The following is a 15,213-nucleotide window of genomic DNA, read 5'->3' as shown; positions in this document are numbered from 1 at the left end:
GCGAGTGTAAATTCCACGCTCGCGTAAATGCTTCTGTGAAATTTGCATTTATACGCCCATGAACTAAGCTTTATAAACGTAAGCACTGAGGAATGAGGTTCTTGCGCTATTTAATTTTTAAGCGAAGCGTTAACGATGGAATTATATTCCGTCACGGTACGTTATTTTCGTCACTCAGCACCAGTGGTGTTTGACGGCAACTCTCCATCGATTAAAGGAGCATAATGATGAATAAGTTTGCAATTATCTTTCTGACGGCAGCGATGACCCTGGGCAGCGGTGTAGCAATGGCTGCAGCGAATAATAATGGTGAAGCGAATGCCTCAGCGGAAGCTGGTGCGGCTGCAGGTGGCGCTAAACAGAATCTGCCACCGAATAATGTTGATAACAGCAAAATCAATAATGGCAGCACTAATACTAACAGCGCGGCGACTTCCGGCACTGATTCCAGCAATATGTCCGCTGAAGAAGTTCACAAAAATACCCTGTGTAAAGATGGTAAATGCCCGGATGTGAATAAAAAAGTTGAAACGAAGGAAGGTGGTGGAGACGTCAACAAGAAAACTGACGGCACTTCACAGTAATCTTTTTTAGTCACACAAAGGGAGAGCTTCGGCTCTCCCTTTGTTTTTCCGCATCTGCTTTTCCGCTATGCTAAAACCATGAAATTCAGAGGAACTGTTTCATGGCTTCACTGCTGCTTATTGATGACCATCCGTTAGTTGAAGTCGCGCTGGACGCGGCCTGCGTTCACTCCCCTATCCCGGTAAAACTGCACGCCGCCGCGACTGAAGCTGAAGCGCGCCAGCTTTTACAGCAGCATCAATTTGATCTTATTGTGCTCGATATCGGCCTGCCGGACAGCGATGGCCTCGAACTGTTGCGCCGTCTGCGCGCCCGCGATCCAGCTTGCCCGGTGTTGATCTATTCCGCTCAGCAGAATCGCCACACTTTGCTGAGTGCCGTGTCGCTCGGTGCGGCGGGCTATGTGGTAAAGAGCCAAAGCATGGCGCAATTGCTGAGTGCGATTCTGGCGGTGCTTGGCGGTCAGCAAGCGTTTCCACCGCTGCCCGAGCGTATCGAGCTGCCGCTCACCGAGAAAGAGCAGCAAATCGTCGCACTGCTGGTGCGCGGGCTGTCTAATTTGCAGATTGGTGAACAGTTGCATATCAGCAATAAAACCGTCAGCACCCACAAGAAAAACATTCTGGAGAAAACCGGCGTGCAGTCGGTGGTGGAGCTGGCCGAACTGTGGAAAGCCCAACAGTGAAAGTCATCTTGTGGCTGTGTCTGCTGTTGATCAGCTTAACGGCTCGCGCCGACTTACAGCCCGCCAGCAGCGTGATGCTCCCCGCCATGATGCCAGCACCGCATGTCGAGCCATGGCCGCAACCCACCTTACGCGTTGCCGTCCCGGCGCAAAACAGCGCGCCCTGGGCAATGCGCATTGGCGATCGTATCTGGGGAATTGATGCCGATTACCTTAGTGCACTGAGCCAACTCACTGGCACGCGCTTTAGCCTGCAAAGTTACGCCGATCGTTCGCAGCAGCTGGCGGCACTGGAACGCGGCGACGTCGATTTCGTGTTGAGCAACGAACATGCGCAGCTGCCGGAAAACATCCTGGTCAGCGACAGCTGGGTTAATAGCCCGATCCGCATTTACCGCAATCGTAATAATCAACGCGCGGTGATGTTCAACAGTGAAAATGCCCAGCTCACCATCGCGCAAGCCACACTGGCGCAACTGCCCGATGCCTTTGTGCAAAACCATCGCTGGCACAGCCTGCCGGGCGATTTGCAGGCACTGTATGCACTGCTCAATCAGCAAAGCGACTATCTGGTGGCGGATGAAACCAGCGCTGGCTTTCTGCTTAATCAACTGCAGCAGGGGCAGATTTACCAGATCACCGCCGATCCCGGCGCCGGGGAACTGTCGCTGCGCGCACTGGCGCGCGATCCCACACTGATTCACTGGCTCAATACTCAGCTGCGCCTGCTGCCCGCGGAGTTCAGTAATCGCGTGCAACAGCGCTGGAGCCCGCCTTTGCTGCGTTATCAGGATACGCAAACGCTGATGCTGTCGGCTGCAGAGAAACAATGGCTGGCCGCACAGAGCGAGATTCCTTATGCCGCAGAAGTGGATAATGCCCCCTGGAGCTATCGCGATGGCAACGGCAATGCGCGCGGCTTTGGTATTGATCTGCTTAATGCGTTAAGCCAAAGCACCGGGCTGCGTTTCACACCGCGCTGGGTGAGCAATCCCCAACAGGCGCAGACGCTGATGCAGCAACATAAGGTGATGCTGAATTTGCTACAACCCCTGAACGGCGACGATACCAGCAGCAACACATTGCCAGTGTGGCGCGCGATTTGGGGGATTTACACGCTTAATACGCAGCAGCCGATGAGCTGGCAATCCCTGCAACATCAGCGAGTGGGCGTGCTGCGCGCCGATCTGGCGCAACGGCTTCTGCCTGAGAACATCACGCCCCAACTGTTCGATGACCGTGCGCAACTCTGGCAAGCCCTGAACAGCGGTCAGATTGATGCACTGGTGGATAATGTATTGTCTGCACGCTGGCGCATGGCCAGCCACGCGGATAATCGTGTCCATTTAGCCTTTGCCGCCAGCGATGTTGCCTGGCCGCTGGCACCTCAGGTAAGCCAGGATCAGCCGCAACTCCAGGGGGTGCTGGATCATGCACTGCAGCAAATCCCAGCGGATACGCTCAATCAGATGCGCATTAACTGGTCGCAGCCGCCCCAACCCGGCACCAGTATGGCGATGCGCAATGTGCCGCTGATGATTTTGATGGCGGCCGGGATGGTCATTTTGCTGCTGTTAGTGCTGCTGCTGCGCCGCTACCTGCAACAGCGGCGCGATCGCCTGCAGCGCCAGCAGGCAGAGCGCGCTAATGCCGCTAAAAGCCAGTTCCTTGCCACCGCCAGCCACGAGTTGCGTACGCCAATGCAGGCGATTCTCGGCCTGCTGGAACTGGAGCAACAGCAACACCCCAGCGAACGTCTGACGCTGATGTACAGCAGCGCGCGCTCGCTGATGGCGCTGCTGAACGATCTGCAAGACCATGCACGCATTGAGAATCAGAGTTTTCGCCTGGCACCGCATCCGCTCCATCTGGCAGATTGGCTGCAGCAACAGCAGCAGTTCTATCACCCTTTGATGCGTGAATCCGGTCCGGTGTTGTTGGTTGAGGCACTGACGCCGCTGCCGACACGGGTGATGCTGGATGGCGATCGCCTGCAGCAGGTGGTGAACAATCTGGTGGCCAATGCGCTGAAGTTCACGCGCAAGGGTGAAGTCAGGCTGTCGCTCGCCGTCACCGATCAGATTCAGTTAGCGGTCGCCGACAGCGGCAGCGGTATTCCACTCAGCGAACAGGCCCAGTTGTTTGAACCCTGGTATCAGGCACCGTCGGGCAAAAGCCACGCCGTGCAGGGTAGCGGCCTGGGGTTGTTTATCTGTCGTGAGATCGTGCAACGTATGGGCGGTCAGTTAACGCTGACCTCTGAACCGGACAAAGGCACTACGGTGGAGGTGCGATTACCGCTCGATATCTGTGAAGATACGCCCGCCGAGCGCCCTGCTGACTGGCCACGCTATCCGCATCTGCGCGTGGCGATTGTTGATGACCATCCCACCAATCTGTTGGTCTTGCAGCAACAGCTGGCCCGATTCGCTATAACGGCCATGGTATTCGAAGAGGGGCGTAGCCTGTTGCGCGCCGATGCGCTTCAGCCGTTTGATGTGCTGTTGATTGACCAGATGATGCCGCGTCCGGATGGATTAACACTGCTGCGCATTTTACGCCGCCGCCAGCAGCGACGCAGCAAACCGGCACTGCGCGTACTCTGCTCCGCCGACGTGCAATTGCTGAAGGTAGCGTTGCAAGAAGACGAAGCGCTGTTGTTGAAACCGATTGAGCTGGATGATCTCGCGGCTCTGCTGACACGCACGGTGCGCGATCCTCTCCGACAACTGCCCGACAGTTTAATGATTCTGGCCCAGCACAATGAGGCCTTTATCCCGCGCATTTGCCAGACACTGCAACGCACCCTGCAGCAGGATCGCGATGCGCTACTGGCGGCCAGCGTCGAGCATGACTGGCCCGCTGTCGAGCGTGCCGCCCATCGCATGAAAGGCAGCTGGCTGTTACTCGGCATGGATGAGATGGCCGAACGTTGTCAGCAGCTCACCGATCAGGCAAAACAGCAGCGTCTGGACGATGATGCGCTCAATTTACTGATATCATTAACGAACAGGTTACTGGAACAACTGGAAAGTTATGGCACACACTCATTCTCACGGCGCGCATAACGGCAATCGTACGCGTCTGGCGGCGGCGTTTGGCGTCACCGCGCTGTTTATGATTGCCGAAGTGATTGGTGGCGTGGTATCGGGTTCGCTGGCGCTGCTGGCGGATGCCGGACATATGCTCACTGACGCCGCCGCGCTGTTGATGGCGCTGCTGGCCGTGCAGTTTGCTCAGCGCAAACCCAGCGCCCGCCACACCTTTGGCTTACTGCGCCTTACCACACTTGCCGCCTTTGTGAATGCCATCGCGCTGCTGGTGATTACGGCACTGATTGTCTGGGAAGCGCTGCGCCGTTTCTATCAACCTCAGCCGGTGGCTGGCGGATTAATGCTGGGGATTGCGATTGCCGGTTTGCTGGCTAATCTGCTCTCTTTCTGGCTGTTACATCGTGGCAGTGAAGAAAAAAATCTCAACGTACGTGCGGCGGCGCTGCATGTGCTGGGCGATCTGCTCGGCTCCGTTGGCGCGATTGTTGCCGCTATCATTATCATGCTGACCGGCTGGACACCGATCGACCCGATCCTCTCACTGCTGGTTTCGCTATTGGTGGTACGCAGTGCCTGGTCGTTGCTGCGGGAAAGTCTGCATGAGCTGCTGGAAGGCGCACCGAGCGGGATTAACGTGGATAAACTGGCACGCGAGTTGACACGCAACATCGCGGAAGTGCGCAATGTGCATCATATACATGTGTGGCAGGTGGGAGAAAAGCCGGTGCTGACATTACATGTGCAGGTAATTCCACCTTACGATCATGACGGGCTGCTGGTGCGTATTCATCAGTATTTGCACGAACACTATCAGATTGCGCATGCCACTGTGCAGATGGAGTACCAGCCATGTACCGGTCATGATTGCGAACTCTGCGCGGAGCAGAGCTCGCATCATCACTCACATGAACATCTCACGCTGGATGGTCACGCCCATCACCATCACTGATTCGACAGCGCGCGCGACCCGTGTTCGCGCGCACTTTGCATCCACAAGCGGGAACCGTTAAGCGCGATCAACGTCAGAATCGCGTATTCCAGCGACATCGCATACACGCCCTGACGCGCAAAGATCATCACGCTAATCACGTTAATCACCACCCACAGTAGCCAGTTCTCGACGTATTTCCGCGTCATCAGAATCATCGCCACAATCGACAGCACCATCATGCAGGAATCCCAGAACGGGAAGGCATCCGGCTGCAGTTGAGGCATCGTCACGTTCAGGCCGAGACTCTGCATGATACCCACGGCGATTTTGGTCAGAAACGCGAACACCGGATCGATATACAGCGTCATCAGCGCAATGGCGATGACGCACGCCGCGCCCCAGCCAAGCGCCTTCGGCAACGGCAGCCAGCGAATTTTCAGTGCGGCTTCATTGGCGGTGTTTTGTCGACTCCACGCGTACCAGCCGTAAACATTGGCGACAAAGAAGAACAGCTGCAGCAGTAAGCTGGCATACAGCTGAATCTGGAAGAAGATCACCGCAAACAGCGTGACGTTAATCAGCCCGAAGAAGTAGTTGATGATCTTTTCCTGGCTGGCGAGCCAGATACACAGCAGACCCGCAATGGTGCCCACCGCCTCGATCCATGACAGGTCGTAGCCACCCACGCCAATTGGAATGTGAACCAAAATATTTTGTGTGCTGAAGAAGTCCATGATCTGCACCTGTGTGAAAGCCGCCTTACGCGTTCCCTTTCACCTTGAGTTTGAGTTGTGCTGCAAAGTCTAGCATGCGGTTAAGCGGTATCAATGCGGCTTCGCGCAGCGCATCATCGACATGGATTTCATGCTCGCTGCCGCCGTGCTCCAGCCCTTCGGCAATGGCTTTCAGGCCATTCATCGCCATCCACGGACAGTGCGCGCAGCTGCGACAGGTCGCGCCCTCACCTGCCGTCGGCGCTTCCAGCAGTTCTTTGTCCGGCACCGCCTGTTGCATTTTATAGAAGATGCCGCGATCGGTGGCGACGATCATTTGCGGATGCGGCAGGGTTTTCGCCGCCTGAATCAGCTGGCTGGTGGAGCCCACGGCATCCGCCAGATCGACGATCGCCTGCGGGGATTCCGGATGCACGAGGATCGCCGCATCAGGATAGAGCGTTTTCATGCGCTGCAGGGCCTGAGTTTTGAACTCGTCATGCACGATGCACGCGCCCTGCCAGCACAGCACGTCTGCTTTGGTCTGTTGGGTGACGTAACGGCCGAGATGGCGATCCGGTGCCCAGATAATTTTCTCACCGAGGCTGTCGAGATGTTCAATCAGCTCCACCGCAATACTGGAGGTGACAACCCAATCTGCGCGCGCTTTCACCGCGGCTGAGGTGTTGGCGTACACCACCACGGTACGGTCCGGATGTTCGTCACAGAAGCGATTGAACTCCTCAATCGGGCAGCCAAGATCGAGTGAACACTCTGCATGCAGCGTCGGCATCAACACGGTTTTTTCCGGGCTGAGAATTTTGGCGGTTTCACCCATAAAACGCACGCCCGCCACCAGCAGCGTTTTTGCCGGATGGGTGCTGCCGAAGCGCGCCATTTCCAGTGAGTCCGAGACGCAGCCGCCGGTCTCTTCCGCCAGCGCCTGAATTTCAGGATCGGTGTAGTAATGCGCGACCAGCACCGCATCACGCTCTTTTAATAAGCGTTTGATTTCAGAGATGTAGTGGGATTTTTCATCCTGGCTGAGACGCGCCGGTTTCGGCGGAAAGGGATAAATCGCGCTTTCAGGATCGAACATCAGACTCATGACACGGCTCTCGTTTTCTCAATTTAACAAAATCGCCTGTTACAGCGATGATGCGGCATCAAAACCGCCATCGTGTTTTATATGCTAAACACGATAGCGGAATTGCGCGAGAGTGTCGTCTCTTTTTTATGCGGTTTACAAGCCACCTAACGATTTCTGCGGGTTTTCCAGTTCCAGCAAGAACGCTTTGACCGCCAGACCGCCTGCGAAGCCAGTGAGCTTACCGTTGCTGCCAATCACCCGATGGCAGGGCGCCATGATCGATAGAGGATTTTTACCGTTGGCCGCCCCCACCGCGCGCATGGCTTTTGGGTTGCCAATCTGTTCCGCGATTTGCTGATAGCTGCGGGTTTCACCAAACGGAATCGTCAGCAGCGCTTGCCAGACTTTTTTCTGGAATTCAGTGCCAACCGTGTCGTAAGGGATGTCGAATTGCTGACGCTCTCCGGCGAAGTATTCACGCAGCTGACGCTCGGCCTCACACAGAATGGGATGCTGATCGTTGCGGCTGATGGGCTTCAGTGGCACGCGTTGCGAGCCTTCGTTTTCCCACAGAATCGCTGACAACCCGTTATCGGTCGCGATCAACGTCAGTTCACCAACCGGCGTTGGGATGATTTTGGCATGATACATAAGACACCTCCGGCATAAATCAGTGTGTCATTATCGCACTTCCGCCGCGATAAACTGGCTGTTTTCGGTCATGAGCATAAACTGGTTAGCTGTCCGAAAGCAGCGAGTTTTGCTCAGCCACTTGCGCGACGATACCCCAAATAGTGCAAGGCGCAGGAAGGCGGCAAACGAGTGACAAACCGATCAGTCGATTTGCACAGCGCTTGTGCTGGCCCGAAGGGGGAACCTTCTTTAGGAGGTTCATCTTCTCTATGAGCTGACTTGAGTCAGTGATTCAGGGGAACGAGCGCAACCAACGCTTCTGAGCTTTGAATTCTGGAAGGTATATGCGGTTTATTTGCTGGAGACGATGATGTTTGATCCCGAGATTGCATACCAGGCGCTGACCTCGCGCGACAGTCGTTTCGACGGCGTGTTCTTTGTCGGCGTGACCTCAACCGGCATTTACTGTCGGCCCATTTGCCCGGTGAAAGCGCCGATGCAGAAGAACTGCCTGTTTTTTGGCAGCGCTGAAGCCGCCGAAAAAGCGCTTTTCAGGCCCTGCCTGCGCTGCCGTCCTGAGTTAGCGCCGGGCTTCGCACCGGTCGATAGTCATCATCGCATCGCCGACCGGTTGATTCGTCGCATCGAAGAGGGCCTGCTGGAAGAGCAAGAGACACTGGTCGACATCGCCGGCGAGTTTGACCTGAGTGAGCGCCAGCTTCGCCGCGTGATCCAGCAGGAGTTGGGCGTGTCACCACTGGAGTTGCGCCAAACTCGTCGCATGCTGCTGGCGAAGCAACTCCTGACGGAGACTTCATTACCCGTTACCGAAATCGCCTACGCCAGCGGCTTTCGCAGTTTGCGCCGCTTTAATGATGTATTTCAGGCACGTTACCGTATGACGCCTTCGCGCCTGCGCAAACAGAGTCAACCAGAGAGCATGACCACGGTGCAGGAGAGCGCTGAGCTGCGTTTGAGTTATCGCCCACCTTACGACTGGGATGCCATTCTGGATTTTCTTCAGCAGCGTGTGATGAAAGAGGCAGAGTGGGTCAATGATGGTGCTTATCACCGCACCGTGGCGCTGGGGAACTGTCGGGGCTGGGTACGCGTCAGCCATTTGCCGGAGAAGCAGGCACTCAAGGTGCAGTTCACTACTACCTTAACCCCGGTTTTGCCTGCCCTGCTGCGTCGCCTGCGCGACCTATTTGATCTCGATGCCCAACCACAGCGCATCAGCGAGCAGCTAAGCCAGGATCCGCTATTAGCTGACAGTCTGACACGTTATCCGGGATTGCGCGTTCCTGGGGCGTTTGACGGCTTTGAGTTGGGGGTGCGCGCAATTCTTGGCCAGCAGGTGACGGTTAAGGCTGCGACCACCTTGAGCAGTCGTGTGGCGCAGCGTTTCGGCGAGCCTCTCGTTACGCCATGGCCGGAACTTTCTCGCCTGCCACCGACTGCGGAATCGCTCGCTACCGCAACCATTGATGATATTGCCAGCCTCGGTATTGTGAGCGCTCGCTCTCAGGCGATTCAGGCGCTGGCACAGGCGTGTGCCTCCGGTGCGCTGCGCTTTAATGGCGCGGTGAATCCTGACGTGGTTCAGCAGCAGCTGCTGGCATTGAAAGGCGTAGGGCCATGGACGGCGAGTTATATTGCCATGCGCGCCCTGCGCTGGCCGGATGCGTTCCCTAAGGAGGATATTGCGATTCGTAATAACCTCGGTGGGGTGAGTGCCAAAGTGGCAGAGCAGTTATCACAGGTCTGGCGCCCATGGCGCAGCTATGCGGTGCTGCATATCTGGAAGAGTTTGACGCCTGATAAATCGGCTGACAGAAAGAAAAAGGCATGACTGTGCGTACGTTTTGGGAATGGGGTCATCTGTCGTGCATTCTAGCTGCTAGTAAACAACGACAGAGCGTTCCAGTCGGCAATAAGGGGCGGTTGCGTAAAGACGCCGTGAATACATCCCTGTAGGCTTTGGTGGCGCATCCCTGCGCCACAAGCTTTACTTCACCGCCCCTTATTGCCGCCTTCATGGCACATCTCTGCGGTTTTTTAAAAGCATTCCAAAGCCACACAAGTCCGGCAAGGCGGGAGCGGAAGAGCGAAGCGTCCGAGCCATGGATGGCGAGGCCGATCCACAGGGATGTGAGATTCCTTCGCGATACGTCCCGCCTTGACGGGCTGATGCACAGACCCACAGCAATCCCACCAAACAATTAGATATTAATGAGCACACAGTCTCATCCAAACAGGTACGCGCTTTTACAAAGCAGCAACCAAGTCACAAAAGCCAGTCAAGGCGGGAGCGGAAGAGCGAAGCGTCCGAGCCATGGATGGCGAGGCCGATCCACAGGGATGTGAGATTCCTTCGCGATCCGTCCCGCCTTGACGGGCTGACGCACGGGCTCACAGCAATCCCAGCTAACTTCTTTGAGAAACGCAGAAAAGCAAAAAGGCGCCTTTAGGGCGCCTTTCTACATAGTGGTGGGTCGTGCAGGATTCGAACCTGCGACCAATTGATTAAAAGTCAACTGCTCTACCAACTGAGCTAACGACCCGCTCGAGGAGCGGCTTACAACTTTAAACTTGATGGTGGGTCGTGCAGGATTCGAACCTGCGACCAATTGATTAAAAGTCAACTGCTCTACCAACTGAGCTAACGACCCATCAAGGTTGTAAAGCTTCTGAAGAAAACATCTAACATTCAGCAGGTTAAGATGGTGGGTCGTGCAGGATTCGAACCTGCGACCAATTGATTAAAAGTCAACTGCTCTACCAACTGAGCTAACGACCCATCTTCAGGCTGCCGGACGCTTTGTTAAACTGCCCGGGCAACGGCGGCATATATTACTGATTTAGCGGGAGGGCGCAACCCTTATTTATCACCAAATCACTCAATTGCTTACCTTTCATGCTGCAAGACCAGAAATCATACGAAATCCGGTCTCTGCTGCACAAATTACATCCCAGCCAGACGCTTTTGCGCCAGCTTGGCAGATTCGCTGGTCGGGAATTGTTTGATCACTTGTTGATAGACCGCTTTGGCTTTCGCCGTATCGTTCTTCTCTTGCATGATCACGCCAACCTTAAACAGCGCTTCCGGGGCTTTCGGCGATTTCGCGTAATTCTTTACCACAGTGGCAAAATAATAAGCGGCATCATCTTTCTTGCCCTTGTTGTAATACAACTGACCGAGCCAGTAATTGGCATTGGGCTGGTAGGTGGAGTCAGGATATTTCTTCACCCACGCCTGCAGGGCCGTGATGGCCTGATCGAACTGTTTCTTCTCAAGAATCAGCGCAACTGCCGCATTGTAATCGGTATTCGCATCGCCGGTTTGTGCAGGGGCAGCGGAACTTCCACTGGCATTGCTACCACCTGCATCAGCGTTTCCCGCTGCTGCACCTGCGCCCGCCGCTGCGGCATCACCGCCACCGCTCGCCTGTGCGCCCGCATTACCACTGCTCAACGTATCGATCTGCTGATAGAGCTGCTTTTGGCGCTCAATCACCTGATTAAGTTGATAGCTGTTCTGCTGGATTTGGCCGCGCAGCGAATCGATATCGCTTTGGTTGTCACTCATCTGCTGCTGCAACTGCTGCAGAAGCTGAGCCTGGGCATTGGAGATACGTTCAAGATTGGTGACACGGTCTTCGACCGAGCCTGAGCCAACGCTACTGATTGACGCCTGGGCATTAGCGGCCCAGGGGGCCGCTACGCCAACCAGTAACGACAGACTCAATAGATGAAGTCTGAAGTTACTCATCATGTCATGCTCTTAGTAAACCAGTACGGCACGACGGTTTTTAGCGTAAGCCGCTTCGTCATGACCCAGTACAGCTGGTTTTTCTTTACCGTAAGAAACGATAGACATCTGGTCAGCAGAAACGCCTTTACCCTGCAGGTACATTTTCACTGCGCTAGCACGACGTTCGCCCAGGGCGATGTTGTACTCAGGGGTACCGCGCTCATCCGCGTGACCTTCGATGGTGACTTTGTAAGACGGGTTGCCGCGCAGGAATGCTGCGTGCTGATCCAGCATCTGAGCATAGTCAGAAGCCACGTCATACTTGTCCAGACCGAAGTAAACGATGTTGTTCTGCTGCAGCTGCTGCATCTGCAGACGCGCTTGCTCATCAGAAGACATGTTACCGTTCTGGCCAGCACCGTAAGCGCCGTTGTCTGCGCCCATACCAGTCTGGTCGTTGTTGTTGTTTTTGTGCGAGCTACATGCAGCTACCGCGATTACCGGCAGAGCCAGCATCAAACCCTTCAGCACTTTGTTCAGTTGCATTTCTTTATCCTATTATTTTGTTTGCTATACATTGTCATCCCCCGCTATGCAGGGGACTCATGCATTACAGATACGGCGACCAGGCAGGGAATTTGACCTGTCCATCAGTTGCCGGAAGACGCGCTTTGAAACGCCCATCTGTTGAAACCAACTGCAACACGGAACCCATCCCCTGAGTAGAGCTATAGATTACCATCGTGCCGTTAGGCGCCAGACTTGGCGTCTCATCCAGGAACGTGTCCGTTATTGTTTGAACGGCTCCCGTTACCAGATCCTGTTTGGCGACATGCTGAGCGCCACCGGCGCTGCTGATCATCACCATGGTTTTGCCGTCAGTTGACACATCCGCATCCTGGTTCTGAGAACCTTCCCAGGTAATACGTTGTGGCGCACCGCCGTTGATACCCACTTTATAAATCTGAGGCGCACCTGCCTGATCCGAGGTATAGGCCAGTGTCTGGCTATCCGGGAACCAGGTCGGTTCGGTGCTGTTGTAGCGACCGTCGGTCACCTGACGCGTCTGACCTGAGGCCAGATCCATCACGTACAAGTTCAGGCTGCCAGTTTTAGACAGCGCGAACGCCAGTTTTGTACCATCCGGCGAGAAGGCCGGCGCACCGTTGTGGCGCGGGTAAGAGGCCACCTGACGGATGGCACCGTTTGACAGCGTTTGTACTACCAACGCCGATTTACCGCTTTCAAAGGTCACGTAGGCTACTTTGCTGCCGTCTGGAGACCAGGCCGGTGACATCAACGGTTCTGGTGAACGGTGCACGGTAAACTGGTTGTAGCCATCGTAATCAGATACGCGCAATTCATACGGGAACTGGCCGCCGTTGGTTTGCACCACATACGCGATACGCGTACGGAATGCGCCTTTGATACCGGTCAGCTTCTCAAACACTTCATCACTGGCGGTGTGGCCTGCATAACGCAGCCATTGCTTAGTGACTTTGTAAGAGTTCTGCGCCAGCACCGTGCCAGGTGCACCGCCAGTGTCCACCAGCTGGTAAGCGATCTGGTAGCTACCGTCCGGGTTTGGCGTGACCTGGCCCACGACAACCGCATCAATACCCAATGCGCTCCAGGCAGCAGGTTGCACTTCCTGCGCGCTGGTCGGCTGCTGTGGCAGACGTGAACGATCCAGCGGGTTGAATTTACCGCTATTGCGCAAGTCAGCCGCGACGATGCCGCCAATGTCTTCTGGCGCCGCGCCTGGGCCAGCCCATTTGAACGGCACCACACCAATTGGACGTGCGGTGTTCACGCCCTGCGTAATTTCAATGCGCACTTCTGCGTGCAGCATGGCTGCCCACAGCAGTACAAAAAAACCTAAGGTTACACGAAGTGCCTGCTTCATCTTTTCTCCCTTATCTGAACCTGAGTCCACGATAATTCGCACAGTTCCTGAAAAACACGAGTGTTCATAAATTACGGCAAGCTAACCTTAGTTCAACCTGCCGTGAGTTACTGCATTATTCCGGTTTGAAACGCATTGGGGCGTTTTTAAACACTTCATACACCGCTTGCGATGGCGGCTTAGGAATTCGAGCCTGCTTCGCGGCGGTGATTGCAGCCTGGCACAATGCCGGGTCGCCACCTTCTGCTTTGACATCAATCAGCAAACCGTCAGGTGCCAATTTGATACGCAGATTACACTCTTTACCCTTAAAGGTATCCGCATCGTAGAAGCGACTTTGAATCGCACCAACGACCTGGCCCATATAAGAGTTAATCTCAGCGCCTGATGCACCCGCTTTCTTCTGATTCCCCTGCCCTGCCGCACCGCCAGAAGCCGTGCCACTTTTCGGTGCATTCTTACCGGACGAGAGACCACCTAACAGGTCATCAACGTCACTTTCATTCTTGGCAGCTTCAGAAGCGGCTTTCTTTTTAGCATCTGCGGCTGCTTTCGCTTTGGCTGCTGCATCAGCTTTCGCTTTCGCGGCAGCATCCGCTTTAGCTTTCGCGTCGGCAGCCGCTTTCTCTTTCGCTGCCTCAGCGGCTTTCTCTTTTGCTTCTGCGGCAGCCTGCTCTTTCGCTTCTTTCGCTTCCTGAGCCGCTTTCGCTTTAGCGTCCGCAGCAGCCTGCGCTTTGGCCTCGGCGGCAGCTTGCGCTTTCGCTTCGGCGGCGGCTTTGGCTTGCTCTACCGCTTTCTCTTTCGCCGCTTCAGCAGCCGCTGCTTTGGCCTGTTCGTCCGCTTTCTTCTTCGCGTCCGCTGCAGCCTGCTTCGCCTCTTCTACCGCTTTGGCTTTGGCATCTGCCGCCGCTTTAGCTTGCGCATCCGCTTCAGCTTTGGCGTCGGCCTTAGCTTTTGCGGCGGCCGCTTCAGCTGCCTTCTGCTGATCCTGCGCCTGCTTCGCAGCTGCTTCAGCGGCTTTCTGCTGCTCAGCTTGCTGTTTGGCCTGCTCTTTGGCTTCCTGCTGCGCCTGCAAACGCTCTTTTTCCATCTCTTTCAAGCGCTGCTGCTCAGCGGCTTGCTTCTGCTGTAACTCTTCAGCCTGCTGCTGTGATTGTTTCTGGCGCTGCTGCTCGGCACGTTGGCTGTCGCGTTGCTGATTCTGCTGGCGGTTGTACTGTTCAACCACCGCGCCGGAATCGACCATCACGGCATCAATGTCACTGCCGCCGCCACCGCCGCTGGATTCGATCTTTTCGTTAAACGAGCTCCAGATCAGCAGGGCGATCAGCACGATGTGCAGAATCACCGAAATGATTATCGCGCGTTTTAACTTGTCGTTCTGCTCGGTTACCTTCGACACTCTCGGATCCCAAAAACGGTTCGCTTTAAATCGGCTGTGTCATCAAACCGACAGATTTCACGCCTGCCTGATGTAACAGGTTCAACGCCTTGATGATTTCGTCGTAAGGCACGTCTTTCGCTCCACCAATCAGGAACACCGTCTTCGGATTGGCTTCAATGCGACGCTGTGCTTCGCTCACCACCTGTTCCGGCGGCAGCTGCGTCATACGATCGTGATCCACCACCAGGCTGTATTGCCCGACGCCAGCCACTTCAACAATGACCGGGGGATTATCATCCGTTGAGACCGTTTTCGAGTCGGTCGCATCAGGCAGATCCACTTCCACGCTTTGCGTAATAATCGGCGCAGTTGCCATGAAGATGAGCAGCAACACCAACAGTACGTCCAGCAGTGGAACTATGTTGATTTCCGACTTAAGGTCGCGGCGCCCGCGACCACGGGTTCTGGCCATCGTTAAC

At 55.4% G+C, this 15,213-nt stretch carries 13 protein-coding genes and 3 tRNA genes; 5 read left to right on the top strand and 11 right to left on the bottom strand.

What is annotated here, in order from left to right; all coding sequences use genetic code 11:
• The first annotated feature begins 224 nt into the window (after window positions 1–224).
• The 4 genes from AC6I8L_RS05855 to zitB all read left to right on the top strand — a co-directional run bounded on the left by AC6I8L_RS05855 (window position 225) and on the right by zitB (window position 5,272).
• Window positions 225–584 (top strand): YbgS-like family protein, encoded by a 360-nt coding sequence (locus tag AC6I8L_RS05855; protein ID WP_058962371.1) that lies wholly within the window; start codon window positions 225–227, stop codon window positions 582–584.
• A gap of 101 nt (window positions 585–685) precedes the next feature.
• The gene (locus tag AC6I8L_RS05850; RefSeq protein WP_058962370.1) at window positions 686–1,270 is read left to right on the top strand and encodes a response regulator transcription factor; all 585 of its coding nucleotides are present in this window, start codon (window positions 686–688) and stop codon (window positions 1,268–1,270) included.
• Window positions 1,252–4,338 (top strand): ATP-binding protein, encoded by a 3,087-nt coding sequence (locus AC6I8L_RS05845; protein ID WP_058962369.1) that lies wholly within the window; start codon window positions 1,252–1,254, stop codon window positions 4,336–4,338. The genes AC6I8L_RS05850 and AC6I8L_RS05845 overlap by 19 nt, the downstream gene beginning before the upstream one ends.
• On the top strand, window positions 4,307–5,272 hold the full coding sequence (gene zitB / locus AC6I8L_RS05840) for a CDF family zinc transporter ZitB (RefSeq protein ID WP_058962368.1): 966 nt from the start codon (window positions 4,307–4,309) through the stop codon (window positions 5,270–5,272). The genes AC6I8L_RS05845 and zitB overlap by 32 nt, the downstream gene beginning before the upstream one ends.
• Here the strand turns inward: zitB and pnuC are convergent.
• The 3 genes from pnuC to AC6I8L_RS05825 all read right to left on the bottom strand — a co-directional run bounded on the left by pnuC (window position 5,266) and on the right by AC6I8L_RS05825 (window position 7,708).
• Window positions 5,266–5,988 (bottom strand): nicotinamide riboside transporter PnuC, encoded by a 723-nt coding sequence (pnuC, locus tag AC6I8L_RS05835; protein WP_034829177.1) that lies wholly within the window; start codon window positions 5,986–5,988, stop codon window positions 5,266–5,268. The genes zitB and pnuC overlap by 7 nt on opposite strands.
• Window positions 5,989–6,013: 25 nt before the next feature.
• Complete coding sequence (gene nadA / locus AC6I8L_RS05830) at window positions 6,014–7,075, bottom strand: quinolinate synthase NadA (protein ID WP_058962367.1); 1,062 nt, start codon at window positions 7,073–7,075, stop codon at window positions 6,014–6,016.
• A gap of 135 nt (window positions 7,076–7,210) precedes the next feature.
• Window positions 7,211–7,708 carry a methylated-DNA--[protein]-cysteine S-methyltransferase gene (locus tag AC6I8L_RS05825; protein ID WP_058962366.1) on the bottom strand — a complete coding sequence of 166 codons (498 nt, stop codon included), beginning with the start codon at window positions 7,706–7,708 and terminating at the stop codon, window positions 7,211–7,213.
• Between the two features lie 352 nt (window positions 7,709–8,060).
• Between AC6I8L_RS05825 and AC6I8L_RS05820 the strand changes: the two genes are divergently transcribed.
• Window positions 8,061–9,542 (top strand): AlkA N-terminal domain-containing protein, encoded by a 1,482-nt coding sequence (locus AC6I8L_RS05820; protein ID WP_058962365.1) that lies wholly within the window; start codon window positions 8,061–8,063, stop codon window positions 9,540–9,542.
• Between the two features lie 636 nt (window positions 9,543–10,178).
• On the opposite strand, the gene AC6I8L_RS05815 is transcribed toward AC6I8L_RS05820, so the two are convergent.
• From AC6I8L_RS05815 to tolR, 8 genes are all read right to left on the bottom strand, one after another.
• Window positions 10,179–10,254 (bottom strand) — tRNA-Lys (locus tag AC6I8L_RS05815).
• 32 nt (window positions 10,255–10,286) lie between these two features.
• Window positions 10,287–10,362: transfer RNA gene (locus AC6I8L_RS05810), tRNA-Lys, on the bottom strand.
• 52 nt (window positions 10,363–10,414) lie between these two features.
• Window positions 10,415–10,490 (bottom strand) — tRNA-Lys (locus AC6I8L_RS05805).
• 165 nt (window positions 10,491–10,655) lie between these two features.
• A complete protein-coding gene (gene cpoB / locus AC6I8L_RS05800; protein ID WP_058962357.1) occupies window positions 10,656–11,465 on the bottom strand; it encodes a cell division protein CpoB in 810 nt (269 codons plus the stop codon).
• 9 nt (window positions 11,466–11,474) lie between these two features.
• Window positions 11,475–11,990 (bottom strand): peptidoglycan-associated lipoprotein Pal, encoded by a 516-nt coding sequence (gene pal / locus AC6I8L_RS05795; protein WP_034829168.1) that lies wholly within the window; start codon window positions 11,988–11,990, stop codon window positions 11,475–11,477.
• 64 nt (window positions 11,991–12,054) lie between these two features.
• Window positions 12,055–13,350: a Tol-Pal system beta propeller repeat protein TolB gene (gene tolB, locus AC6I8L_RS05790; protein WP_479398125.1), complete on the bottom strand. Its 1,296-nt coding sequence runs from the start codon at window positions 13,348–13,350 to the stop codon at window positions 12,055–12,057.
• 115 nt (window positions 13,351–13,465) lie between these two features.
• Window positions 13,466–14,752 (bottom strand): cell envelope integrity protein TolA, encoded by a 1,287-nt coding sequence (tolA, locus tag AC6I8L_RS05785; RefSeq protein WP_034829166.1) that lies wholly within the window; start codon window positions 14,750–14,752, stop codon window positions 13,466–13,468.
• Window positions 14,753–14,777: 25 nt separating this feature from the next.
• Entirely contained in the window at window positions 14,778–15,206 is a 429-nt protein-coding gene (tolR, locus tag AC6I8L_RS05780; RefSeq protein WP_034829164.1) for a colicin uptake protein TolR, read from the bottom strand.
• Window positions 15,207–15,213: the final 7 nt, after the last annotated feature.

The organism is Type-E symbiont of Plautia stali, from assembly GCF_059731115.1.
The sequence above is the reverse complement of the archived record's forward strand: the minus strand, read 5'-3'. Positions and strand labels throughout refer to the sequence as shown.

What these genes read in the sequence shown, in the direction of transcription:
- AC6I8L_RS05855 (WP_058962371.1), top strand. Translation starts at nt 225, where the DNA reads ATGATGAATAAGTTTGCAATTATCTTTCTGACGGCAGCGATGACCCTG.
- AC6I8L_RS05850 (WP_058962370.1), top strand. Translation starts at nt 686, where the DNA reads ATGGCTTCACTGCTGCTTATTGATGACCATCCGTTAGTTGAAGTCGCG.
- zitB (WP_058962368.1), top strand. Translation starts at nt 4,307, where the DNA reads ATGGCACACACTCATTCTCACGGCGCGCATAACGGCAATCGTACGCGT.
- pnuC (WP_034829177.1), bottom strand. Translation starts at nt 5,988, where the DNA reads ATGGACTTCTTCAGCACACAAAATATTTTGGTTCACATTCCAATTGGC.
- nadA (WP_058962367.1), bottom strand. Translation starts at nt 7,075, where the DNA reads ATGAGTCTGATGTTCGATCCTGAAAGCGCGATTTATCCCTTTCCGCCG.
- AC6I8L_RS05825 (WP_058962366.1), bottom strand. Translation starts at nt 7,708, where the DNA reads ATGTATCATGCCAAAATCATCCCAACGCCGGTTGGTGAACTGACGTTG.
- AC6I8L_RS05820 (WP_058962365.1), top strand. Translation starts at nt 8,061, where the DNA reads ATGTTTGATCCCGAGATTGCATACCAGGCGCTGACCTCGCGCGACAGT.
- cpoB (WP_058962357.1), bottom strand. Translation starts at nt 11,465, where the DNA reads ATGATGAGTAACTTCAGACTTCATCTATTGAGTCTGTCGTTACTGGTT.
- pal (WP_034829168.1), bottom strand. Translation starts at nt 11,990, where the DNA reads ATGCAACTGAACAAAGTGCTGAAGGGTTTGATGCTGGCTCTGCCGGTA.
- tolB (WP_479398125.1), bottom strand. Translation starts at nt 13,350, where the DNA reads ATGAAGCAGGCACTTCGTGTAACCTTAGGTTTTTTTGTACTGCTGTGG.
- tolR (WP_034829164.1), bottom strand. Translation starts at nt 15,206, where the DNA reads ATGGCCAGAACCCGTGGTCGCGGGCGCCGCGACCTTAAGTCGGAAATC.